At 41.9% G+C, this 17,385-nt stretch carries 17 protein-coding genes and 1 pseudogene; 12 read left to right on the top strand and 6 right to left on the bottom strand.

Annotated features, from left to right (window positions below):
- Positions 1 to 139 precede the first annotated feature (139 nt).
- The 6 genes and pseudogenes from H8706_RS08660 to H8706_RS08635 all read right to left on the bottom strand — a co-directional run.
- Positions 140 to 286: pseudogene (locus H8706_RS08660) on the bottom strand (sporulation transcriptional regulator SpoIIID); the annotation flags it as partial.
- Positions 276 to 1,808, bottom strand: a complete 1,533-nt coding sequence (locus H8706_RS08655) for a recombinase family protein (RefSeq protein WP_262432300.1) — start codon at positions 1,806 to 1,808, stop codon at positions 276 to 278. The gene H8706_RS08655 and the pseudogene H8706_RS08660, both read right to left, overlap by 11 nt.
- A gap of 445 nt (positions 1,809 to 2,253) precedes the next feature.
- Entirely contained in the window at positions 2,254 to 2,418 is a 165-nt protein-coding gene (locus H8706_RS08650; protein ID WP_262432299.1) for a hypothetical protein, read from the bottom strand.
- Positions 2,419 to 2,501: 83 nt separating this feature from the next.
- A complete protein-coding gene (locus H8706_RS08645) occupies positions 2,502 to 3,770 on the bottom strand; it encodes a relaxase/mobilization nuclease domain-containing protein (RefSeq protein WP_262432298.1) in 1,269 nt (422 codons plus the stop codon).
- A complete protein-coding gene (locus H8706_RS08640; protein WP_262432297.1) occupies positions 3,771 to 4,079 on the bottom strand; it encodes a MobC family plasmid mobilization relaxosome protein in 309 nt (102 codons plus the stop codon). It abuts the gene before it with no gap.
- Positions 4,076 to 4,348, bottom strand: a complete 273-nt coding sequence (locus tag H8706_RS08635; RefSeq protein ID WP_262432296.1) for an AAA family ATPase — start codon at positions 4,346 to 4,348, stop codon at positions 4,076 to 4,078. The genes H8706_RS08640 and H8706_RS08635 overlap by 4 nt, the downstream gene beginning before the upstream one ends.
- Before the next feature lie 192 nt (positions 4,349 to 4,540).
- Here H8706_RS08635 and H8706_RS08630 point away from each other — a divergent pair, with 192 nt between their 5' ends.
- From H8706_RS08630 to H8706_RS08575, 12 genes are all read left to right on the top strand, one after another.
- On the top strand, positions 4,541 to 5,257 hold the full coding sequence (locus tag H8706_RS08630) for a DUF6076 domain-containing protein (protein ID WP_262432295.1): 717 nt from the start codon (positions 4,541 to 4,543) through the stop codon (positions 5,255 to 5,257).
- A gap of 30 nt (positions 5,258 to 5,287) precedes the next feature.
- Entirely contained in the window at positions 5,288 to 5,473 is a 186-nt protein-coding gene (locus tag H8706_RS08625; RefSeq protein WP_262432302.1) for a hypothetical protein, read from the top strand.
- A 387-nt stretch (positions 5,474 to 5,860) separates the two neighbouring features.
- Positions 5,861 to 6,691 carry an AraC family transcriptional regulator gene (locus H8706_RS08620; RefSeq protein WP_262432294.1) on the top strand — a complete coding sequence of 277 codons (831 nt, stop codon included), beginning with the start codon at positions 5,861 to 5,863 and terminating at the stop codon, positions 6,689 to 6,691.
- A 244-nt stretch (positions 6,692 to 6,935) separates the two neighbouring features.
- The gene (locus tag H8706_RS08615) at positions 6,936 to 7,787 is read left to right on the top strand and encodes a 4Fe-4S binding protein (protein WP_262432293.1); all 852 of its coding nucleotides are present in this window, start codon (positions 6,936 to 6,938) and stop codon (positions 7,785 to 7,787) included.
- Positions 7,784 to 8,602 carry a hypothetical protein gene (locus H8706_RS08610; protein WP_262432292.1) on the top strand — a complete coding sequence of 273 codons (819 nt, stop codon included), beginning with the start codon at positions 7,784 to 7,786 and terminating at the stop codon, positions 8,600 to 8,602. Before H8706_RS08615 ends, H8706_RS08610 begins: the two co-directional genes overlap by 4 nt.
- Complete coding sequence (locus H8706_RS08605; protein WP_262432291.1) at positions 8,595 to 9,689, top strand: hypothetical protein; 1,095 nt, start codon at positions 8,595 to 8,597, stop codon at positions 9,687 to 9,689. The genes H8706_RS08610 and H8706_RS08605 overlap by 8 nt, the downstream gene beginning before the upstream one ends.
- Before the next feature lie 26 nt (positions 9,690 to 9,715).
- Entirely contained in the window at positions 9,716 to 11,020 is a 1,305-nt protein-coding gene (locus tag H8706_RS08600; RefSeq protein ID WP_262432290.1) for an oxidoreductase, read from the top strand.
- A 14-nt stretch (positions 11,021 to 11,034) separates the two neighbouring features.
- Complete coding sequence (locus H8706_RS08595) at positions 11,035 to 11,772, top strand: 3-ketoacyl-ACP reductase (protein ID WP_262432289.1); 738 nt, start codon at positions 11,035 to 11,037, stop codon at positions 11,770 to 11,772.
- Entirely contained in the window at positions 11,759 to 13,696 is a 1,938-nt protein-coding gene (locus H8706_RS08590) for an FAD-dependent oxidoreductase (RefSeq protein WP_262432288.1), read from the top strand. Before H8706_RS08595 ends, H8706_RS08590 begins: the two co-directional genes overlap by 14 nt.
- 24 nt (positions 13,697 to 13,720) lie before the next feature.
- On the top strand, positions 13,721 to 14,800 hold the full coding sequence (locus tag H8706_RS08585; protein ID WP_262432287.1) for a Gfo/Idh/MocA family protein: 1,080 nt from the start codon (positions 13,721 to 13,723) through the stop codon (positions 14,798 to 14,800).
- Positions 14,788 to 15,744, top strand: coding sequence for a Gfo/Idh/MocA family protein (locus H8706_RS08580; RefSeq protein WP_262432286.1), 957 nt, complete (start codon positions 14,788 to 14,790; stop codon positions 15,742 to 15,744). The genes H8706_RS08585 and H8706_RS08580 overlap by 13 nt, the downstream gene beginning before the upstream one ends.
- 54 nt (positions 15,745 to 15,798) lie before the next feature.
- Positions 15,799 to 17,373, top strand: coding sequence for a type 2 periplasmic-binding domain-containing protein (locus H8706_RS08575; protein WP_262432285.1), 1,575 nt, complete (start codon positions 15,799 to 15,801; stop codon positions 17,371 to 17,373).
- Positions 17,374 to 17,385 lie beyond the last annotated feature (12 nt).

The raw sequence follows: 17,385 nt of genomic DNA, 5'->3' as shown, positions 1-17,385 counted from the left end.
GCCCTTTCTTCGGGACTTAATTTGTACTTAGGCATAACTAAAACCTCCAAAATGATATTTTTATTATATATCATCTTGGAGGTCTTGTATAGACTTTACACAAAATTTGGGATAGTCTCAGTATCACATAGTATTTGCGCTATAATGCTTTTTTGTATTTTTTCTGTGTCGCAAGTCCGCCTCTGATGTGGCGTTCCGCCTTGTTTTCGTCAAGAATTACCCTCACCTGCGACGCAAGAGCCGGGTTGATTTTTATGAGTCTTTCGCTTATGTCTTTATGTACTGATAGATGAACATTGATACTTTTCGTCTAATCCTATGTCTGCAAGGAGCCTTAAGTATATGTCAATATGCCCGTCTTCAGCCACTTCAATGCGGTCTATGACCCGTTTCAGCATTTCATTGGTAATTTCGGCAGTACTCAGGATATCGCCTATGCTCTTGAATGTATCTGTCAGCCCGTATTCAAGCTTGTCCGCCTGTGTGATGCCGAACTTTATCATCTTAAGCTTTTCTTCAAGCTTTTTGATTTGGTTGTTGGTTGAGCCGGTCTTCTCCTTTAAGTCTTCCATTGAAATAATGTCATTATCATACATATCGACATATTTTTGACGGCTCTTTTTCAGTTTTTCTATCTCTTTTGTTATTTCTTTTTCAGTTTTAAGATTTTGGTGCATCGGTGCGTAATTCTTGTTAAAGTCGCTTACGATTTTCTTAATAACTTTTTGCTTATCTTCAATCAGTTCTGTAAGATATTGCTTGATGGAAGCAAGCAGTTCACCTTCGTCTATGACCGTTTTGTTATTACAGGAATCTGCTCCGTTGATATTCCGTCCGCAACACACCCAAGTATATTTATAACCGATTTTAACTTTTCGTTTGGCTTGCCTGAAGAAGTGTCCGCAATCACTGCATTTAAGCAAGGTGCTGAATACATGCTTGCAGTCTTTTCGCTGCCCCTGAGAGAATTTTTGTTTGTTTATCTCCATCTTTTTTTGAGCAATCTCAAAGGTATCTATATCTATAATCGCAAGATCAGGTCTCTCTGTGACTTTCCATTCTTCTTCAGGCTTATCAATTCTGTCGCCTGTCAGGAAATCCCTTACTTCCTCTTTGCCATTGATAATAATTCCGCAGTACATCCTGTTGGTAAGAATTCTGCAAATTCCGTTTTGCGTCCATTTGCATCCTCGCTTTGTTTTAATATTTTCTTCGTTAAGAATTTTCGCGATTTTGCTTGCGCCATATTCTTCGTTTATGTACATTTGATATATTCGGCGAACTACATTTGCTTCAAAGGGGTTAATGTTTAGGTTAAAGTAATCGCCGATAATTTTATCATATCCATACACAAGATTCGGCACCTTGCCTTTTTCAGCGTTTAAGCTTTTACTAAATTTGATTCTCTTGGATGTGTTTTCGCTTTCCTGTTGTGCTACCATTGCAAGCATAGTGAGCACCAATTCTCCGTCCTCAGTTGACAAATTAGTGTTTACGAACACAACAGGTATTCCTATAGCTTTCAGTTCCCTTATTGATTGCAGGAAGTCGACCACGTTTCTTGCCATTCTCGATATGTCTTTTGTTACCACCATATCAAATTTGCCAAGCCTTGCATCCCGCATCAGTCTCATAAATTCAGGACGCTTTCGCATCTGTGTTCCTGAAATGCCTTCGTCTGCATACATATGAGTAATTTCGTGATTGTTTCTTTCTGCAAATTCACCATAGAATTTTTTCTGCATTTCTAAGCTATTTAGCTGATCTGCTTTGTCAGTTGATACTCTGCAATAAGGTGCAATTCTCATAAATAATTACCTCTCTTTCTTGTTTTGTACGCTGTGCACAACACACAACATACCACACAATTTTTCAAAAGTCTACGAAGGAATTTTGATTCCCTCTTAAAATAATACTCCGCCCAAAAAATATCGTTCAGGCGGAGTATGTTTCCTATTTATTTCCTAATCCAAATCACTTTCTGATTCAGAGTTGTTTTTGGGCATTAAAGAATCGAACTCAATATGCCTCTGATTTGTTAAATTCCCGTTTTGACGGATTGTCAGTCTTGCAAGGCGACAGCCTTGCTTCGCCTTTACGCACCGACAAAACAAAAATTTTCCTAAATCAGAGGTCGCAGAGTTGTGAGAGTGCAAATTTATTGTAAGGCAAGGAAAAAGCACAGTTAATCCTTTGTGGATTAACGAGCATTTTGACGCAGTATTACGGAAAATTTGCCTTTCACAACCATATTTACTTCGAATCTTTAATGCCTGAGGTTCGTTTTTCTTGATTATCTAAAATCATCTTGGTCAATACTCCCGTTGCCGCCCGTGAAATAAATTCACCGGCTATTTTTTCGGAGTCAGACCTTGTATTTGGATTATGGAAGGTTATATGTAAAACTTGTCCTTTCATATAAAGTCCTCCATTTCCAAATCAGATTTATATTACATACTATGTCTGTCAAAATCCAAATATTCAATTTTTATTATTTAATTTTACTGCATATTCATACCGCCGATCTCGTTTCCTTCATTTTCGCCGAGTTTTTCAACCATCTCCTCTATGTAGCCTTCCGTCAAATCTTTATCACGTGCGTTTTTAATCAGCTCAATCATTATGCAAACCGATGCGGCGGAAAGACCTGTTATAAGAGATATTGCTGCCGTGTCGTCCTCGTCATAACCTTTCTTTTTGCTTATCCCCGAAACAGATTTAACAAGGCTAAACACCCTTTGACCAATGCCGTAATTGAGGTTATTGAAATCACTAACGCCCCTGTTATGCGATACACCGCTATGCGGATTTTCTTTAATCCTTTCTCGGTTTTTGTAAAAAGTTCTTCTTGAATTTTCCCAACCTGTGTTGAAAGCAAATTCAATTCCGCCGTCAGTCTGTCCCTGTTCTGATGTGACAGAGCGTCGATTTTCTCCTCCAAAATATCCAGGCGATTTAAAATCGGTGTTAAGTCCTGCGTCTGTCGGTTCATACTTTTTAATTCCTCTAAAGTTGAATTCATTTTCCATATTCTCCTTCAAAAACTTATCTTCGTGCAGTCTGTAATCTCTGCATTTTTTGCCGCCGGGAGTGGTGTAGCAAATAGATTTTCTCTCGTCTGTCCAGTTTACTTTATATCCCTCGCTTTCCATATAGGATATAAATTCCGCCTTGTTTTTGCAGATATTCATTGCAGCTTCAACGGTATTTATAAGCCTGAACTTCCAACTGTTGCCGAGAGTTGCCGCCGTATATTCGCCGTGTGTCATTGTTTCTGATGTTTTCTGATCCTTTCGTTTTATAACCGAAAGTCCGTATTCGGAGCATATTTTATCGGAGACGGTTCGGATATTTTCAAGCGATTTTTTATCCTGATGAAGTTTCTTTCCGCTTTCAAAACTGACGCTGTTTACGATGATGTGATTGTGCAAATGATTTTTTTCAATGTGCGTTCCGACGATTACTTCGTAGCCCTCAAAACATTCTTTTGCGAGTCTGGCGCCGATTTCGTGTACGGTTTTCGGTGTGACTTTTTCTTCCTGACTGAACGACTGACAGTAGTGATAAAAGTATCTGCCGTTCGTCTTTGAGTGCAAGTGTTTTGTCAGTATAAATTCATCGTAGGCGGAGTGGAAAGAGCAGTTTATTCCCGAAACTAATTTCTCACCGCTTTGCAAAAGTGTTTTTCTGTCGTTTGCAACATAATTTATAACACCTGACAGTCCGGCTCGGCTTTGGCGTTTATTGTTCAGTGCAACCACGATTGCCATTTACGAACACCTCTTGCAAATTTTTTGAAGCTCGTCATATATGTTTTTAAGTTCCGCACTGACATCTTGCAAATATACAGAGTTTATTTTACCCATATTCGCAAGCAATGTAAGTCTGTTTATGTTGCCGCCGATTCTTTTCACTTCGGTTATCAAAGGCTTAACATCTATCACATTGATTTTCTTTTGCATCGCACATTTGATGATGTAATCCGTCACAGTTTCCTTTGCATCTCCTGCTAAATTTTTAATTACATTGTACTCAACATCTGATGCTCTTATGGATATAACATTATTTCTGTGTCTCATTTTGTTCCTCCTTTGCTTTGAAAAGTGGGTACGGGCTGCTGCCCGAAAGTCCGCGCCGTTTTCGGTGCGAATGCGCGTGCGGTAAAGCCACGCGCGATGCTTGCAACCTTTAAGCATAGCATAAGCACCAGCCACGATTTACCGATTTTCGGACTTCCCGATAAAATATGCAGTCCCTGCGGAATTAAATTTTCCACCGCAAATTCTATCGGCGGTAAAAAGGTATTCATCAGCATTTCACCATTTACGGTTTTTAAAACCTTGCTCATATTTATTTCACCTCCTCCATTAAAATTATTAAAACTATTGCAAAAAATAAAAAATAGTGGTACAATAGTTTCAAGCGATTACCAAGAATAAATATTCTGTAAATATAATAGCGCGTGCAAGAGGCTTTGTCAAGTGATTATTTAAAATAAATATCACTTGAAATATTTTTGTAATATTTCGGAGGTTAATTTATGAAGTTTCAAGCGTCATTTTTAGAAAATCATATAAATATTTCAACTAAAGAATGTAATCGGATTTTTGGATTGGGAAGGATAACTTTTGGAATAGCGACAGGCAATTACGGAGCGCTTTCAATTTTGTTTCCTGTTCAAGAGTTAGATACATTAAGAGATAAGGCCAATTCGCTTTTGGAGCTTTGCTTTTCGAGCAAGAAAGGCGAAGACAAGCTATCCGCCTATTATAAATGTGAGGAAGAATTTAGTTTGTGCGGCGGCTGCATTTTGTCTGAGAAAAAAGCTATTGTCAATACTGACGATAATATTGATATGGTTGAAACTTATTGGCTTACAAAGCTTTCGGGACTGCTTTTGGTTGAAATGATGCACTCAATTCTTCATAACATTCCGATTTTAAAATGCCCGGTATGCAAAAGATTTTTTATTGCGGATAACCACGGTATTCAATATTGCGACAATATTTATAAGGACGGAAAAACATGCAGACAAATAGGAGCAAAAAAACAGTTCAAAGAAAAAGTCAAATCGGACAGTGCGCTTTCTTTGTATGAAAAAAAGTATCAGGCACTCTATTATAAACGTAAAAAAACAACTGACGAAAAAGCCCTAACGGCGATTAAGGAAAAAATCGCCGTTTATCAAGATGCACGCTCGAAGTATAAAAAAGGGGAGATTTTTTCCGACGAGTTTATTTCTGTGCTGGAAGAATAGCACACACCGTGCCGGATTTTTTTATAAGGCGTGAAAATACGCAGGCAGGGAGAGTACGGCAGATTTTTTAAGCTCTTTATTTACACCGAAATAGCTCCTGTGTCGCTTGCGTCCTTTGCCGGAAAAACTACATCATTTATGGAAAAATCGTTTATAAAATCATATGTCGGTGTTTGTATGGAGGGCGCTGTTATTGTGCTGTCGCACGCATATTAAATATTATTGCAAATCTCTGCGCTCGGCAATTCTGCTTGATTTGCTGCATTTTACTTGATTTTAAATGTGTTTTATAAGAGAGATTCCGAAGAAGAGTTGTTTAAATCGGCGAACAATATTTTTTAAGGGAATTTGTCAGGAACTGAAACAATCTGTATCGAAAAACTCATTTTAAGTATTATATGGCAAAAAACAAATATTATTTTGATATATATTTTTTAAATAATATATCATACAATATAGAATACTTGTTTTCATCTAATATTTTGATGAAATGCCCGAAAACACAAAAATATTTACGCGTCTGTTGACAAATAAACGGCGGTGTGATATTGTTTAATTACATAAACTAAACGGCGAAAAAGGTGCTGTGCGGGGGTGAAATGTATGCCGGAAAATCTTATACCGCTTGTGCAATACAAGGTTAAAAGCGATAATCTGTCGCTTCATTTTCACGAGGAATACGAAATACTGTTTGTTACCGACGGAATGATTGAAATTACTGTAAACAACAAGGCGATTATTGCGCAAAAGGGCGATGTTATTTTCTTAAATACATACGAGTCGCACTACACCAAAGTGCTGAAAACGCCGTATAAACGGTATGTTCTGATGCTTTCGCCCGACGTTTTGGAAAAGAAAATCACTGACCTTAATCTTCTCGGTATTTTCAAAAAACGCACCTCCGATTTCAGGTTTTGTCTGCATTTTAATGAGCAGGGAATTATAAAAAACTTTATCGAAATGATTATAAAAGAGGTACAGGCCGGAAATAATGACGAATATTCCGAAAGAGTTCAGCTTATGCTCGTGGAGCATATCTTAATTCTCGCACTGCGCAAGCAAAAGGGCGATTTGCTTTACAACAGCGATGACGACATAAATATCGTAAGGCTGATTTTCAAGGTTCAGAGTTTTCTCGACGACCATTTCAGCGAAAATCTGCGCATACGCGATATTTCACAGCAGTTCCACATTTCGGCGCCGTATTTTTCGTCGTGTTTTAAGCAGTACGTGGGGCAAAGCCCGAAAAAATGTCTTATGCAGTTGAGGCTCAATGCCGCGTCGCGCAAGCTCACTCACAGCAGTGAGTCGATAATCGACATTGCGTATTCGGCAGGGTTTGCCGACGTTAACAATTTTATAAGACGGTTTAAGGAAACATTCGGTCTTACACCGTCGCAGTTCAGAAAGATATATACCGCAGACGGCGAATAACTTAAACCGTCTGCGGTTTTAAATTTTTATATGTAAAATTTTATGCAAATTTATGAAAATATTTGTATTTATCAAGGGAATTGGTTTTTATGATATGTAAAAACCAATTCCTTTGTTTTTATTTCCAAATTATTCATCTTAAATTTTACATATTAACATACCAAAAAAAGTACGAGAAGAAAAAGGCGAAATATTGTAAAATAAAATTAAATTAGGATAGTATTGCGAAACGGGGGAAAATACATTGATTTCCAACAGCGAAATAAAGGAGCTTGCCGTAAAATGCGGAGCGGAGCTTTTCGGAGCGGCGCCGATTGAAAGATTTTTGGAGGACGGCGACAAATTTAAACTTAAAGAACTGAAAAATGACGTAAAATCGGTGATAGTTATGGGTTTCTCGGTAAACCGCGGTGCACTTCGCGGAGTTGAAGAGGGCACAAACTGGGGCGCGGTTAATGCCGGCAGTCCCGTAAATCCTATGGTAATACCGGCGGTTACATATAAATTCAGCAGACTTTTTGAGCAAAAGTACGGATATGAGGCGGTTTGTCTTACAAAAATTCCTCCTTCGCTTTTTAAAGGGGATGTCGAAAAAGCTGTGGAGAATACGGTTTTGTTTTTTGAATATGCCGCGTACGCCGCAGGTCTCGGCGAAATAGGCGCAGGCAAGTTTTTCTTAACCGAACGCTACGGCGTAAGACAGTATTTTGCGGTTATTTTGACCGATGCCGAAATTGAGCCGGACGAAATAAGCGAAAAAAGCATTTGCGACAACTGCGGAGAATGTGCAAAGGCTTGTCCGTACGGTGCGATAAGCACAACCGAAACCGCAGTGCAGAAAATAGGCGGAAAAACAGTGAGCTGGAACAAGCTTTGCGTGGAAAAATGTTTTGTGTGCACATACGGCGCATTAAGCAATCAATATCTTGATGACGGTGATTTTAATATTTTAAATCGCGGAGCAAAGGCTATGAATGCCGATATCGAACCGTCGAGAATTTCGTCGGCGTGCGGAAGGGCGTGCGTTGCACATCTTGAAAACACCGTGATGAAAGACAGATTTGTCAATAAATTCCGAATGGAGAAATCTCAATGATAAGCAGAGAAGAATTAAACGAAATTTGTGAAAAATACGGCGCAGACAAAGTTGGCGTTGCACCGATTGAAAGATTTGAAAATATTAAAGAAGAGGGCAATCCTAAGCATATTTTGCCGAGCATAAAGAGCGTTCTTGTGCTTATGCACAGTATTCCGAGAGGCTGGACGCGCGGTGCGGAGAGCCATTCCGACTGGGCGACGGCTTATACACGGGGCGGATTTTTGGATTCGTCGCTGACCATAGAAATTACATATAACATCTGCACACAGCTTGAAAACAGAGGATACGACGTTGTTCCGCTTTACAATTATCCTCTCGAAATGCGTTCTCAGGGCGTTCGGGTTAAAGAGGGAGCGCCTGCGCCCGACGTTGTTCCCGACGGATATCTTGCGGCACATCTTGCAGGGCTCGGACAGTTCGGTAAATGCGGAATTTTTCTTACACCCGAATTCGGAACGCGTCAGCAGTTTACAATGATTTTGACGAATGCTGAATTTGAGGGCGATAAGATACTTGAAAAAAGTATTTGCGACGATTGCGGAGAGTGTGCAAAAAAATGCTACACCGGCGCTCTGACGGCAAGCGAAACAGAAAAGATTGACCGTGAGGGATTTGATGTTGAAATATACAAGCGCGATAAGGCGTTTTGCAAAAACTGCAAAAGCGGAGTTTTGCCCAACTCGTTTTGGGCGAGCGCAGAGGGCGACAGAACGCTTGCCTTGTGCGGAAGAGCGTGTATGGCACATCTTGAAGATAAAGGTCTTTTGAAATACAAATTCAAAAATAAGTACAGGGGTGAAAACGATGCTTGACGCACAGACAATAAGAGATTACGTAAAAGAAAACCTCAATATAGACAAGGTTGGATTTGCCTCTGTTGACCGTTTTGAAAAAGCGCCGAAATTTATGCATCCGTTAACGGTAATGCCAAACGCAAAAACGGTTATCGTGTTTTTAAAAAGAATACTGCGCGGACCGTATCACGGCATTGATGAGGGAACAAATTATCTTTCATACAACGCGTATTCTTATCTCGGGCTTAACACCGCCATCCAGGCAGAGGGATATAAACTTGCAAATTACATAGAAAAAAGCGGTTATGAGGCAATGCACCTTCCGTCAAGCGCAACGCTTCCGGAAAAAGGTCCGCGCGGGCCGAAAGCGTCGCCCGACAAACCGCCGAGAGAAATAAGCATAAGCGTTCGAATTGCGGCAATGGCGGCAGGATTGGGAGAACTTGGATATTCAAAAGTATTTTTAAGTCCCGAATTCGGACCTCGTCAGAGAATAGGCATTGTTTTAACCGACGCCGAAATTGAGTCCGATCCCATATCGGTCGGAAAAATCTGCGACAAATGCAAATCGTGCGTGCGCGGTTGTCCTGCCGACGCACTTTCAAAAGACGAAAAGGTAGAAATGGAATTTTTCGGAAATAATCTCGAATGGGCGAAACTTATCCTCGGAAGATGCAAGATGTGCCATAACGGACTTAACAAAAAATCGTCACCGTTTTTGCAAAAGCAGTTTCCGGGACTTTATATTCCCATTGACGAGCAGGAGCCGTCGTGGGTTGAGGCGCTGGAGCTTGGTTTAAACGGATTTTTCAAAGCCGTGCCGATTTTTAATGCTATGAACGGGCATTATCCGAACACGGTAATTGCACAGTGCGGCGGCAGAGGGTGCGTTTTTGAATGTTTAAAGCATCTTGAAAAGAGAGGCAGAATAAAAGAGTTTGTGAAAGACTCGCCGTTCTCTTCCGATAAACCGTGGCGTCTTAATGAACGGCCTGCTCACGACGAAAATAACGGTTTGGTATATGATGCTGAAAAAGAAGTATATCTGCGCGACAGAAACGGCGCGGAAAAAACAGACGGCAAAGAAGCGCCGCGCTGGTATTGATATTATAACAGAAAACGGGTGTGTTTATGACAGAAAATTTATTTGATAAAGCTAAAAATATGGGACTTGAAAATATCCCGTATTCCGATGATATTAGTGTTTTGACAAAAGAGATAGACTTCGGTGACGGAATTGCGAAAAACAGAATTGCAATTCAGCCGATGGAGGGGTGTGACGCAGAAAAAGGCGGAGTTCCGAGCGAGCTTACCGAAAGACGGTATCTGCGTTTTGCAAAAAGCGGTGCCGGAATAATCTGGCTGGAGGCAACCGCGGTAGTCGGCGAGGGCAGGGCAAATCCGCGTCAGCTCTTTATGAACGAAAACAACATTGACGCATTTAAAAGAATGATAGAAAACATAAAAAATACTGCGGTGAGGGAAAACGGGTTTGCGCCGATAGTGATTATGCAGGCGACCCATTCGGGCAGATATTCAAAACCGAACGGATTTCCCGAACCGATTATCGGCTACAACAACCCGATTTTTGAAAAAGATAATCCGATAGATAAATCAAGAATTATAACCGACGATAAGTTAAAAGAGCTTGAAGAACGCTACGGCACGGCGGCATATGAGGCGCAAAAGGCGGGTTTCGACGGTGTTGACATAAAATGCTGTCACCGCTATCTTGCCTCCGAAATGCTTTCGGCTTATACGCGTGACGGCGAGTTCGGCGGAAGTTTTGAAAACAGAACAAGGCTCCTTGTAAACGGTATTAAAAACGCAAAAAGCGCTGTGGGAAAAGATTTTATAGTCACCACGCGCCTTAATGTATACGACGGATTTGAATATCCCTACGGCTTCGGTGTAAAGGACGACGGCACAAAAAACATCGTTCTCGACGAGCCGAAAAAGCTTATTGATATTCTGCATAACCGTCTTGGCGTAAAGCTTATAGACATAACAATCGGAAATCCGTATGTTAATGCATTTGTCAACCGTCCGAGCAATTCAAAAGTCAATCTTGCAACCGAGAATCCGCTTATCGGCGTTGACAGAATGTATCACTGCATTAAAGAAATTCAGTCGGCATTTCCGTCCCTTACGGTTATCGGCTCTGGTGTTTCGTATTTCGGAAAAGAAAGTCTTAATCTTGCGGCAGGCGCGGTTAAAGAAAATTACTGCAAAATTCAGGGCTTCGGCAGAATGGCATTTGCGTATCCCAATATTTACAAAGACGCGGTGCAAAACGGAAAAATCGACGACAAAAAATGCTGTATAGCCTGCGGAAAATGCACCGAGCTTATGCGCGCAGGAACCGTTACAGGGTGCGTAATCCGTGACAGTGAGGTATATATGCCGTATTATAAAGAGTTTTGTATAAATAACTAAAGGGAGATTAAAATATGAAATCAGCAATTATAACAGGATGCTGCGGCGGAATAGGCGGCGCGGCGGCTGAAAAATTTTTGAGTGAGGGCTATTTTGTTGTCGGTATGGATATTTGCGATAAAACTAATATCTGCAATGAAATTTTCAGTTATGTAAAAGGCGATTTGTCTAAAAAGGCAGACAGAGAAAATCTTATAAACACCGCAATTCAAAAGTGCGGACGGATAGATGTTCTTGTAAATGTTGCGGGCGTTGCGCCGAGAGTGCGTGCCGACCTTCTTGAAATGAGCGAGGAAAGCTACGATTTTGTTATGAACATCAACACAAAAGGAACACTCTTTTTAACCCAGCTTACGGCAAACGCAATGCTTAAACAGGAATTAAAAGACGGCGTAAGAGGATATATTGTAAATATTTCGTCTATGTCGGCATACACAAGTTCTGTAAACCGCGGGGAATACTGCATATCAAAGGCTGGTGTTTCAATGATTACAAGGCTCTTTGCGGACAGACTTGCAAACGACGGAATTATAGTAAACGAAGTCCGTCCGGGCATAATTTCAACATCTATGACCGACAAGGTTAAAGATAAATACGACGCTTTGATAGACGGCGGACTGCTCCCACAAAAAAGATGGGGTATGCCGGAGGATATAGCAAAGGCGGTATACACGCTTTGTTCGGGCGATTTGCCATATGTTATCGGGCAGTCAATAGATGTGGACGGAGGATTTCATATTGCAAGATTATAATTGTTTGTATAAGTATAAAAACTTTGAAATTCCGATTTACAAGCTTAATACCCTCGTTATAGGCAGCGGCTGTGCGGGTCTTAATGCCGCCGACTGGCTTTGCGATTTGGGTGTTTGCGATATTGCACTTGCAACCGAGGGTTTTAATATGGGCACGTCGCGCAATACGGGAAGCGACAAGCAAACGTATTACAAACTTTCTATGTCGTCGGGTGAGGAGGACGGCATAGGCAAAATGGCGAAAACGCTTTTTGACGGAAAATCGGTAAACGGCGACACGGCGCTCTGCGAGGCGGCAGGGTCGGCAAAAAGCTTTATGAAGCTTGCAATTTTGGGTGTGCCGTTTCCCACAAACGAATACGGCGAATATGCAGGATATATGACCGACCACGATGTTTGCAAAAGGGCAACGTCGGCAGGGCCTTTAACGTCAAAATATATGACCGAGGCACTCGAAAAAAGCGTTCGGTGCAAAGATATAAGAATTTTCGACAATGTGCTGATTGTGCGCTTAATCTGTGACGAAAACAAAATTATCGGCGCGATCGGAATTGACAAAAATTCAAAAAATATGCGTCCTTTGATTTTTGAATGTGAAAATATAATTCTCGCAACGGGCGGATCTGCCGGAATTTATCAAAATAGCGTTTATCCCTGCTGTCACACGGGTATGACATCGCTTGCGGTTGAGGCAGGCGCAAAAACGTCGAATTTACAGGAATGGCAGTATGGGTTGGCGTCGGTGGATTTCCGCTGGAACGTTTCGGGAACATATCAGCAGGTTATTCCGCGGTATGTTTCGGTTGACAAAGACGGAAACGAAAGAGAATTTTTAAACGATTACTTTAAAAATCCTTCCGACACCGTGAATTTTGTTTTTCAAAAGGGCTATCAGTGGCCGTTTGACAGTGCAAAAATAAAAGGTTCGTCGATAATTGATATGATCATTTTTAACGAAACCGTAAACAAGAAAAACAAGGTTTATATGGACTTTACAAAAGAGCCGAAAGCGCTTGAAAACGGTTTTGAAAGTCTGTCGGACGAGGCGTATAACTATCTTAAAAATTCGGGCGCACTTATAAAAACGCCGATTAAACGTCTTGAAAAGATGAATAAAAAGGCGATTGACCTTTATGCGCAAAACGGAATAGATTTGTATAATTCATATTTGCGCGTTGAGGTTTGCGCACAGCACAACAACGGCGGTATTGCGGTTGACAAAAACTGGCAGACAAACATTGACGGATTGTATGCTGCAGGCGAGGCGGCAGGAACATTCGGTGTATACCGTCCGGGCGGTTCGGCGCTCAACTCAACACAGGTCGGCTCAATGCGCGCGGCGGAGCATATAGCATATAAAAAGAAAAACGGTGAAAAGCCGAAAAATATTGAAGATATAATTTTAAGGCATAGCGATATTTTTGATTTTATATTCTGTTTGTCCGACAACGGTGAGATAAACGGCGAAATTTACGACCGTCAGCGCACCTGCCGTGAAAAAATGAGCAATTTTGCGTCGTACATAAGAATACCGCGCAAAATGGCGGAACTGAAAAATGAGTTTTTGAAAAGTTACGGTAGTTTTTTTGATGACTACAAAAACGGCGGTGTGCGTGATATAACCGCACTGTTCAAGCTTCGGGATTCGTATTTGACATCGTCGGCGGTGCTCTGTGCAATGCTTTATTCGGCGGATAAAATCGGCACGCGCGGTGGTTCGCTGGTGTGCGAAAACATTCCGAAAGGAAAAGAAGTGTTTGACATTGAAATTTCGTCAAATGCGGAATATGACGGCAAAACGGTGAGCGTTTGCTATAAAGACGGCGAATTTTCCGCTTTCGGCGAGGACGTAAGAGAAATTCCAAAATCGGAGCTTTGGTTTGAAAACGTTTGGAATGAATATCTCAAACGGTGCGGAAAATAGACATTTTTAACAAGGAGAAATGCTATGAAGGAGCTTAAAATAGGTCTTATAGGGTGCGGAGGTATGGCGAAAAACTACCGCGAAATTTATACAAAAATCAAAGGTGCGCGTCTTGATTTTGTCGTCGGGCTTGACTCGGACAATCCGCGCGAGGTTGCACAAATGCTTGGCGCATCGCGCTATTCGACAAACTATGAGGATTTAATAAATTCCGACGTTGATATTGTGGACATAAGCACACCCAACCATCTGCACAAAGAGCAGTTTATAAAGGCGGTGCGCGCAGGCAAAAACGTACTTTTGCAAAAGCCGATAGCATCAACGCTTGACGACGCGTTTGAAATTTACGAGGAGTCGAAAAAGACCGATAAAACGGTGGGAATGTATATGAGCAGACATTCCGCGTCGGCATATATTGAGATTAAAAACATAATCGAAAGCGGTGCAATCGGAAAAATTTCGTCAGTGCACGCAAGAACATCTCTTGTAAGACGCGCATCGGCAAACAGCGCGGAAAACTGGCGCTGTTCGGTTGAAAAAACCGGAGGCGGTTCGCTTATTCAGCTCGGGGTTCACGATTACGACATTCTGTCGTGGGTGCTCGGAAGCAAGATTTCCGAAATCGGCGCGTACTGCGAAAACATTATGAGCCCGCATATCGGCGGCGACGATTCTTCGCAGACGATTATAAAATTTGAAAACGGCGTTGTCGGCTGTGTTGAAAGTTCGTACTGCAGTAAGGTAAACAGTTTTTGCGTTTACGGAAACGAGGGCACGGTAATCTACCGCGGAGGGAAGTTTTATATGTCGGGTGACAACGCGTACAAGGGAATTATTGCCGACTACGACGGAAGCGGTGACGAAAAAAGTTATCCCGTATCCGATGCCGGCAAAAATCTTTACAGAATTGACAACCCGTATGAACAACACGTTAAATTTACCGAGGCGGTAATAAAAGGCGAAAAAGCGCCGATTTCGGTATGGAAAGGCGTTGAAGGACTTATAGTTGTCAAGGCAGCATATGAGTCTGCAAGGACGAAAAGCTTTGTTAATATAGAAGAATTTACAAAAAAAGCGCTGGAGGAATATAAATGCGGAAAATAAAAGTCGGAGTGTACTATGACAACGGCTGTCACCAGATAACGCGCGAAGTTTTGGCAAATCCGAATATAAACGCAGAAATTGTTGCGTCGTGTCACTGTCCCAATTCCGAAAAACTTGAAAACGTCACGTATTACGATACACTTGAAGAAATGCTTAAAGACGAAAGAATTGAGCTTGTGTCGCTTTGTTCGCCCAACAGGCGCGAGCAGGCAAACGACGCGGTGAAATGTATGCTTGCCGGAAAACACGTTTACGCGGAAAAGCCGTGCGCTATGAGCGAGGAGGATTTGGAACGTATTCTTAAAACGTCGAAAAAGACGGGAAAACAGTTTCACGAAATGGCAGGTACGGCATTTAAACAGCCGTATTACGCTTTGAGAAAATTTGTTTTAAGCGATAAAATAGGCGACATCGTTCAAATATATTCGCAAAAATCGTATCCGCTCGGAACACACCGTCCGCAAAACGAGGATATCGACGGCGGACTTATCCGTCAGGTCGGTATTCACAATATGCGTTTCACCGAGCATATCACGGGACTTAAAATCAAAGAAATATACGCCGTTCAGACAAAACTCGGCAACGGTGCGCAATACGGAAATCTGCACACGGCGGTGTCGTATATGATGAAAATGGAAAACGGCGCAGTTGCGTCGGCGGTTGCAAATTATATGAACAGCGTTGAGGGAATAGGCAAGTACGGCAACGAATGTGTGAGAATTTTCGGCACAAAAGGATATGCCGAAATAATGGACGCAGGACGAAAGAGCAGAGTTATTATCGGTGACAAAAATATGGGTGAGCTTGATACATCGGAAAACCCGAAAACATATTTTGAATGTTACATAGACTCACTTTTGGGAACAGGCGAGATGCCGGTTTCTCTCGATGACGAACTTCACCCGACAAGAATGGTTATCCGCGCGGCGGAAAACTGCCGTTAAAATTATTAAGGCTGTCAAAGTTATAAAATTTTTATGATAAAAAGGAGATTGACTATGAAAAAGATTGTTGTATTGCTTCTATGCGTTTCTGTTATTCTCGCATCTTTTGCGGGCTGCAAAAGCAGTGAAGTAGGCAAGGGTTATGAGATTACCCATAACCTCGGAACGGAATATCCGTTAAAAACCGGCAAAACACTCACCGTTTGGTGCGAATTTCCGAAAAACGCTATGGAAAACGCGCAGAATTTAAACGACCTGCCTCTCGGCAAGGAGCTTGAAAAACGGACGGGCGTTCATATTGAATATATGCACCCCACATCGGACGAAAGCTTTAACCTTATGCTTGCATCGGGCAAACTTCCCGATATTATAATGTACCGCTGGCCCACATTTGCAGGCGGTGCGGATAAGGCGATAAACGACGGTTATATTTATAAACTTAACGAAATTGTTGACGAATACTGCCCCGATTTTAAAGCCGCGCTTGATAAATACAATGCCAAAAAGTATTACTCGACCGATGACGGCTCGCTCTATTACTTCCCCGGACTTTGGAATTCCGATTCGGTGCTTACCGCCGGAATGATACTCCGCAAAGACTGGCTGGACGAATTAAAGCTTGACGTTCCCGAAACGATTGACGAGTGGTACACCGTTCTTACGGCGTTTAAGGAAAAGAAAGGTGCATCTGCTCCGCTCACGCCTATTCTCCAGACCTTCCAGGACGGAAACTTTACGGGCGCATACGGAATAAAGCTCAACTATTATGTTGACAACGGCAAGGTTAAAAACGGATATTTTGAGCAAAACTACAAAGATTTTCTTGAGCTTATGGTTAAATGGCGCGATGAAGGACTTTTGGATAAAAACTTCAGCACACTTGACGGACAGACAGCGTCGAGCAACTTTTTAAGCGGAAAGTCGGGCGCGCAGTTCGGCTCGCAGGGTTCAACAATGGGAACCTATCTCAATATGGAACACGACGACAAGAAGTTTGACGTTGTTGCGGCGCCTTATCCTGTAATGAACAAAGGCGAAAAGTGCAATGTTGCAAAGAAAAATGCTCAATCGTCAACCCAGATGGGCGCGGCAATTACAACCGCGTGCAAAGATGTTGAACTTGCGGCAAAATGGCTCAACTACGGTTACACGCAAAAAGGTGCATATACATATGCTTTCGGTATTGAGGGCGAGTCGTACAACATTATTGACGGCTATCCCACATATACCGACCTTGTTATGAAAAATCCCGACGGCGCAACAGTTAAATCTATGCTCGACAGATACACCCGTTCGGCAACAACATCGGGTCCGTTCATAAAAGACTACCGCTATCTCGAACAGTATGCGCAGTATCCTCAGCAGAGAGCCGCGCTCAAAATCTGGTCGGATTACGACGGAGATGGTCACGAGCTTCCGCCTTTGTTCTTCGACGCGTCGGAGCAGGCGGTTATCAGCGAAAAGGTTAATACCGTTAAAACCTATCAGGAAGAAATGCTTTATAAATTTATATCGGGCGAAGAACCGCTTTCAAATTTTGACAAATATATTGAAAATATGAAAGGAAACGGCGCACAGGACATTCTTGATGCGTACCAGTCGGCATATGACCGATATACAAAGAGATAGTTAGGGGGATTT

Origin of the sequence: Qingrenia yutianensis, from assembly GCF_014385105.1 — a bacterium.
GTDB classification, from domain to species: domain Bacteria; phylum Bacillota; class Clostridia; order UMGS1810; family UMGS1810; genus Qingrenia; species Qingrenia yutianensis.
The sequence above is the reverse complement of the archived record's forward strand: the minus strand, read 5'-3'. Positions and strand labels throughout refer to the sequence as shown.

Coding starts and splice junctions, on each gene's coding strand:
- H8706_RS08655 (WP_262432300.1), bottom strand. CDS start 1,808: ATGAGAATTGCACCTTATTGCAGAGTATCAACTGACAAAGCAGATCAG.
- H8706_RS08650 (WP_262432299.1), bottom strand. CDS start 2,418: ATGAAAGGACAAGTTTTACATATAACCTTCCATAATCCAAATACAAGG.
- H8706_RS08645 (WP_262432298.1), bottom strand. CDS start 3,770: ATGGCAATCGTGGTTGCACTGAACAATAAACGCCAAAGCCGAGCCGGA.
- H8706_RS08640 (WP_262432297.1), bottom strand. CDS start 4,079: ATGAGACACAGAAATAATGTTATATCCATAAGAGCATCAGATGTTGAG.
- H8706_RS08635 (WP_262432296.1), bottom strand. CDS start 4,348: ATGAGCAAGGTTTTAAAAACCGTAAATGGTGAAATGCTGATGAATACC.
- H8706_RS08630 (WP_262432295.1), top strand. CDS start 4,541: ATGAAGTTTCAAGCGTCATTTTTAGAAAATCATATAAATATTTCAACT.
- H8706_RS08620 (WP_262432294.1), top strand. CDS start 5,861: ATGCCGGAAAATCTTATACCGCTTGTGCAATACAAGGTTAAAAGCGAT.
- H8706_RS08610 (WP_262432292.1), top strand. CDS start 7,784: ATGATAAGCAGAGAAGAATTAAACGAAATTTGTGAAAAATACGGCGCA.
- H8706_RS08605 (WP_262432291.1), top strand. CDS start 8,595: ATGCTTGACGCACAGACAATAAGAGATTACGTAAAAGAAAACCTCAAT.
- H8706_RS08600 (WP_262432290.1), top strand. CDS start 9,716: ATGACAGAAAATTTATTTGATAAAGCTAAAAATATGGGACTTGAAAAT.
- H8706_RS08595 (WP_262432289.1), top strand. CDS start 11,035: ATGAAATCAGCAATTATAACAGGATGCTGCGGCGGAATAGGCGGCGCG.
- H8706_RS08585 (WP_262432287.1), top strand. CDS start 13,721: ATGAAGGAGCTTAAAATAGGTCTTATAGGGTGCGGAGGTATGGCGAAA.
- H8706_RS08580 (WP_262432286.1), top strand. CDS start 14,788: ATGCGGAAAATAAAAGTCGGAGTGTACTATGACAACGGCTGTCACCAG.
- H8706_RS08575 (WP_262432285.1), top strand. CDS start 15,799: ATGAAAAAGATTGTTGTATTGCTTCTATGCGTTTCTGTTATTCTCGCA.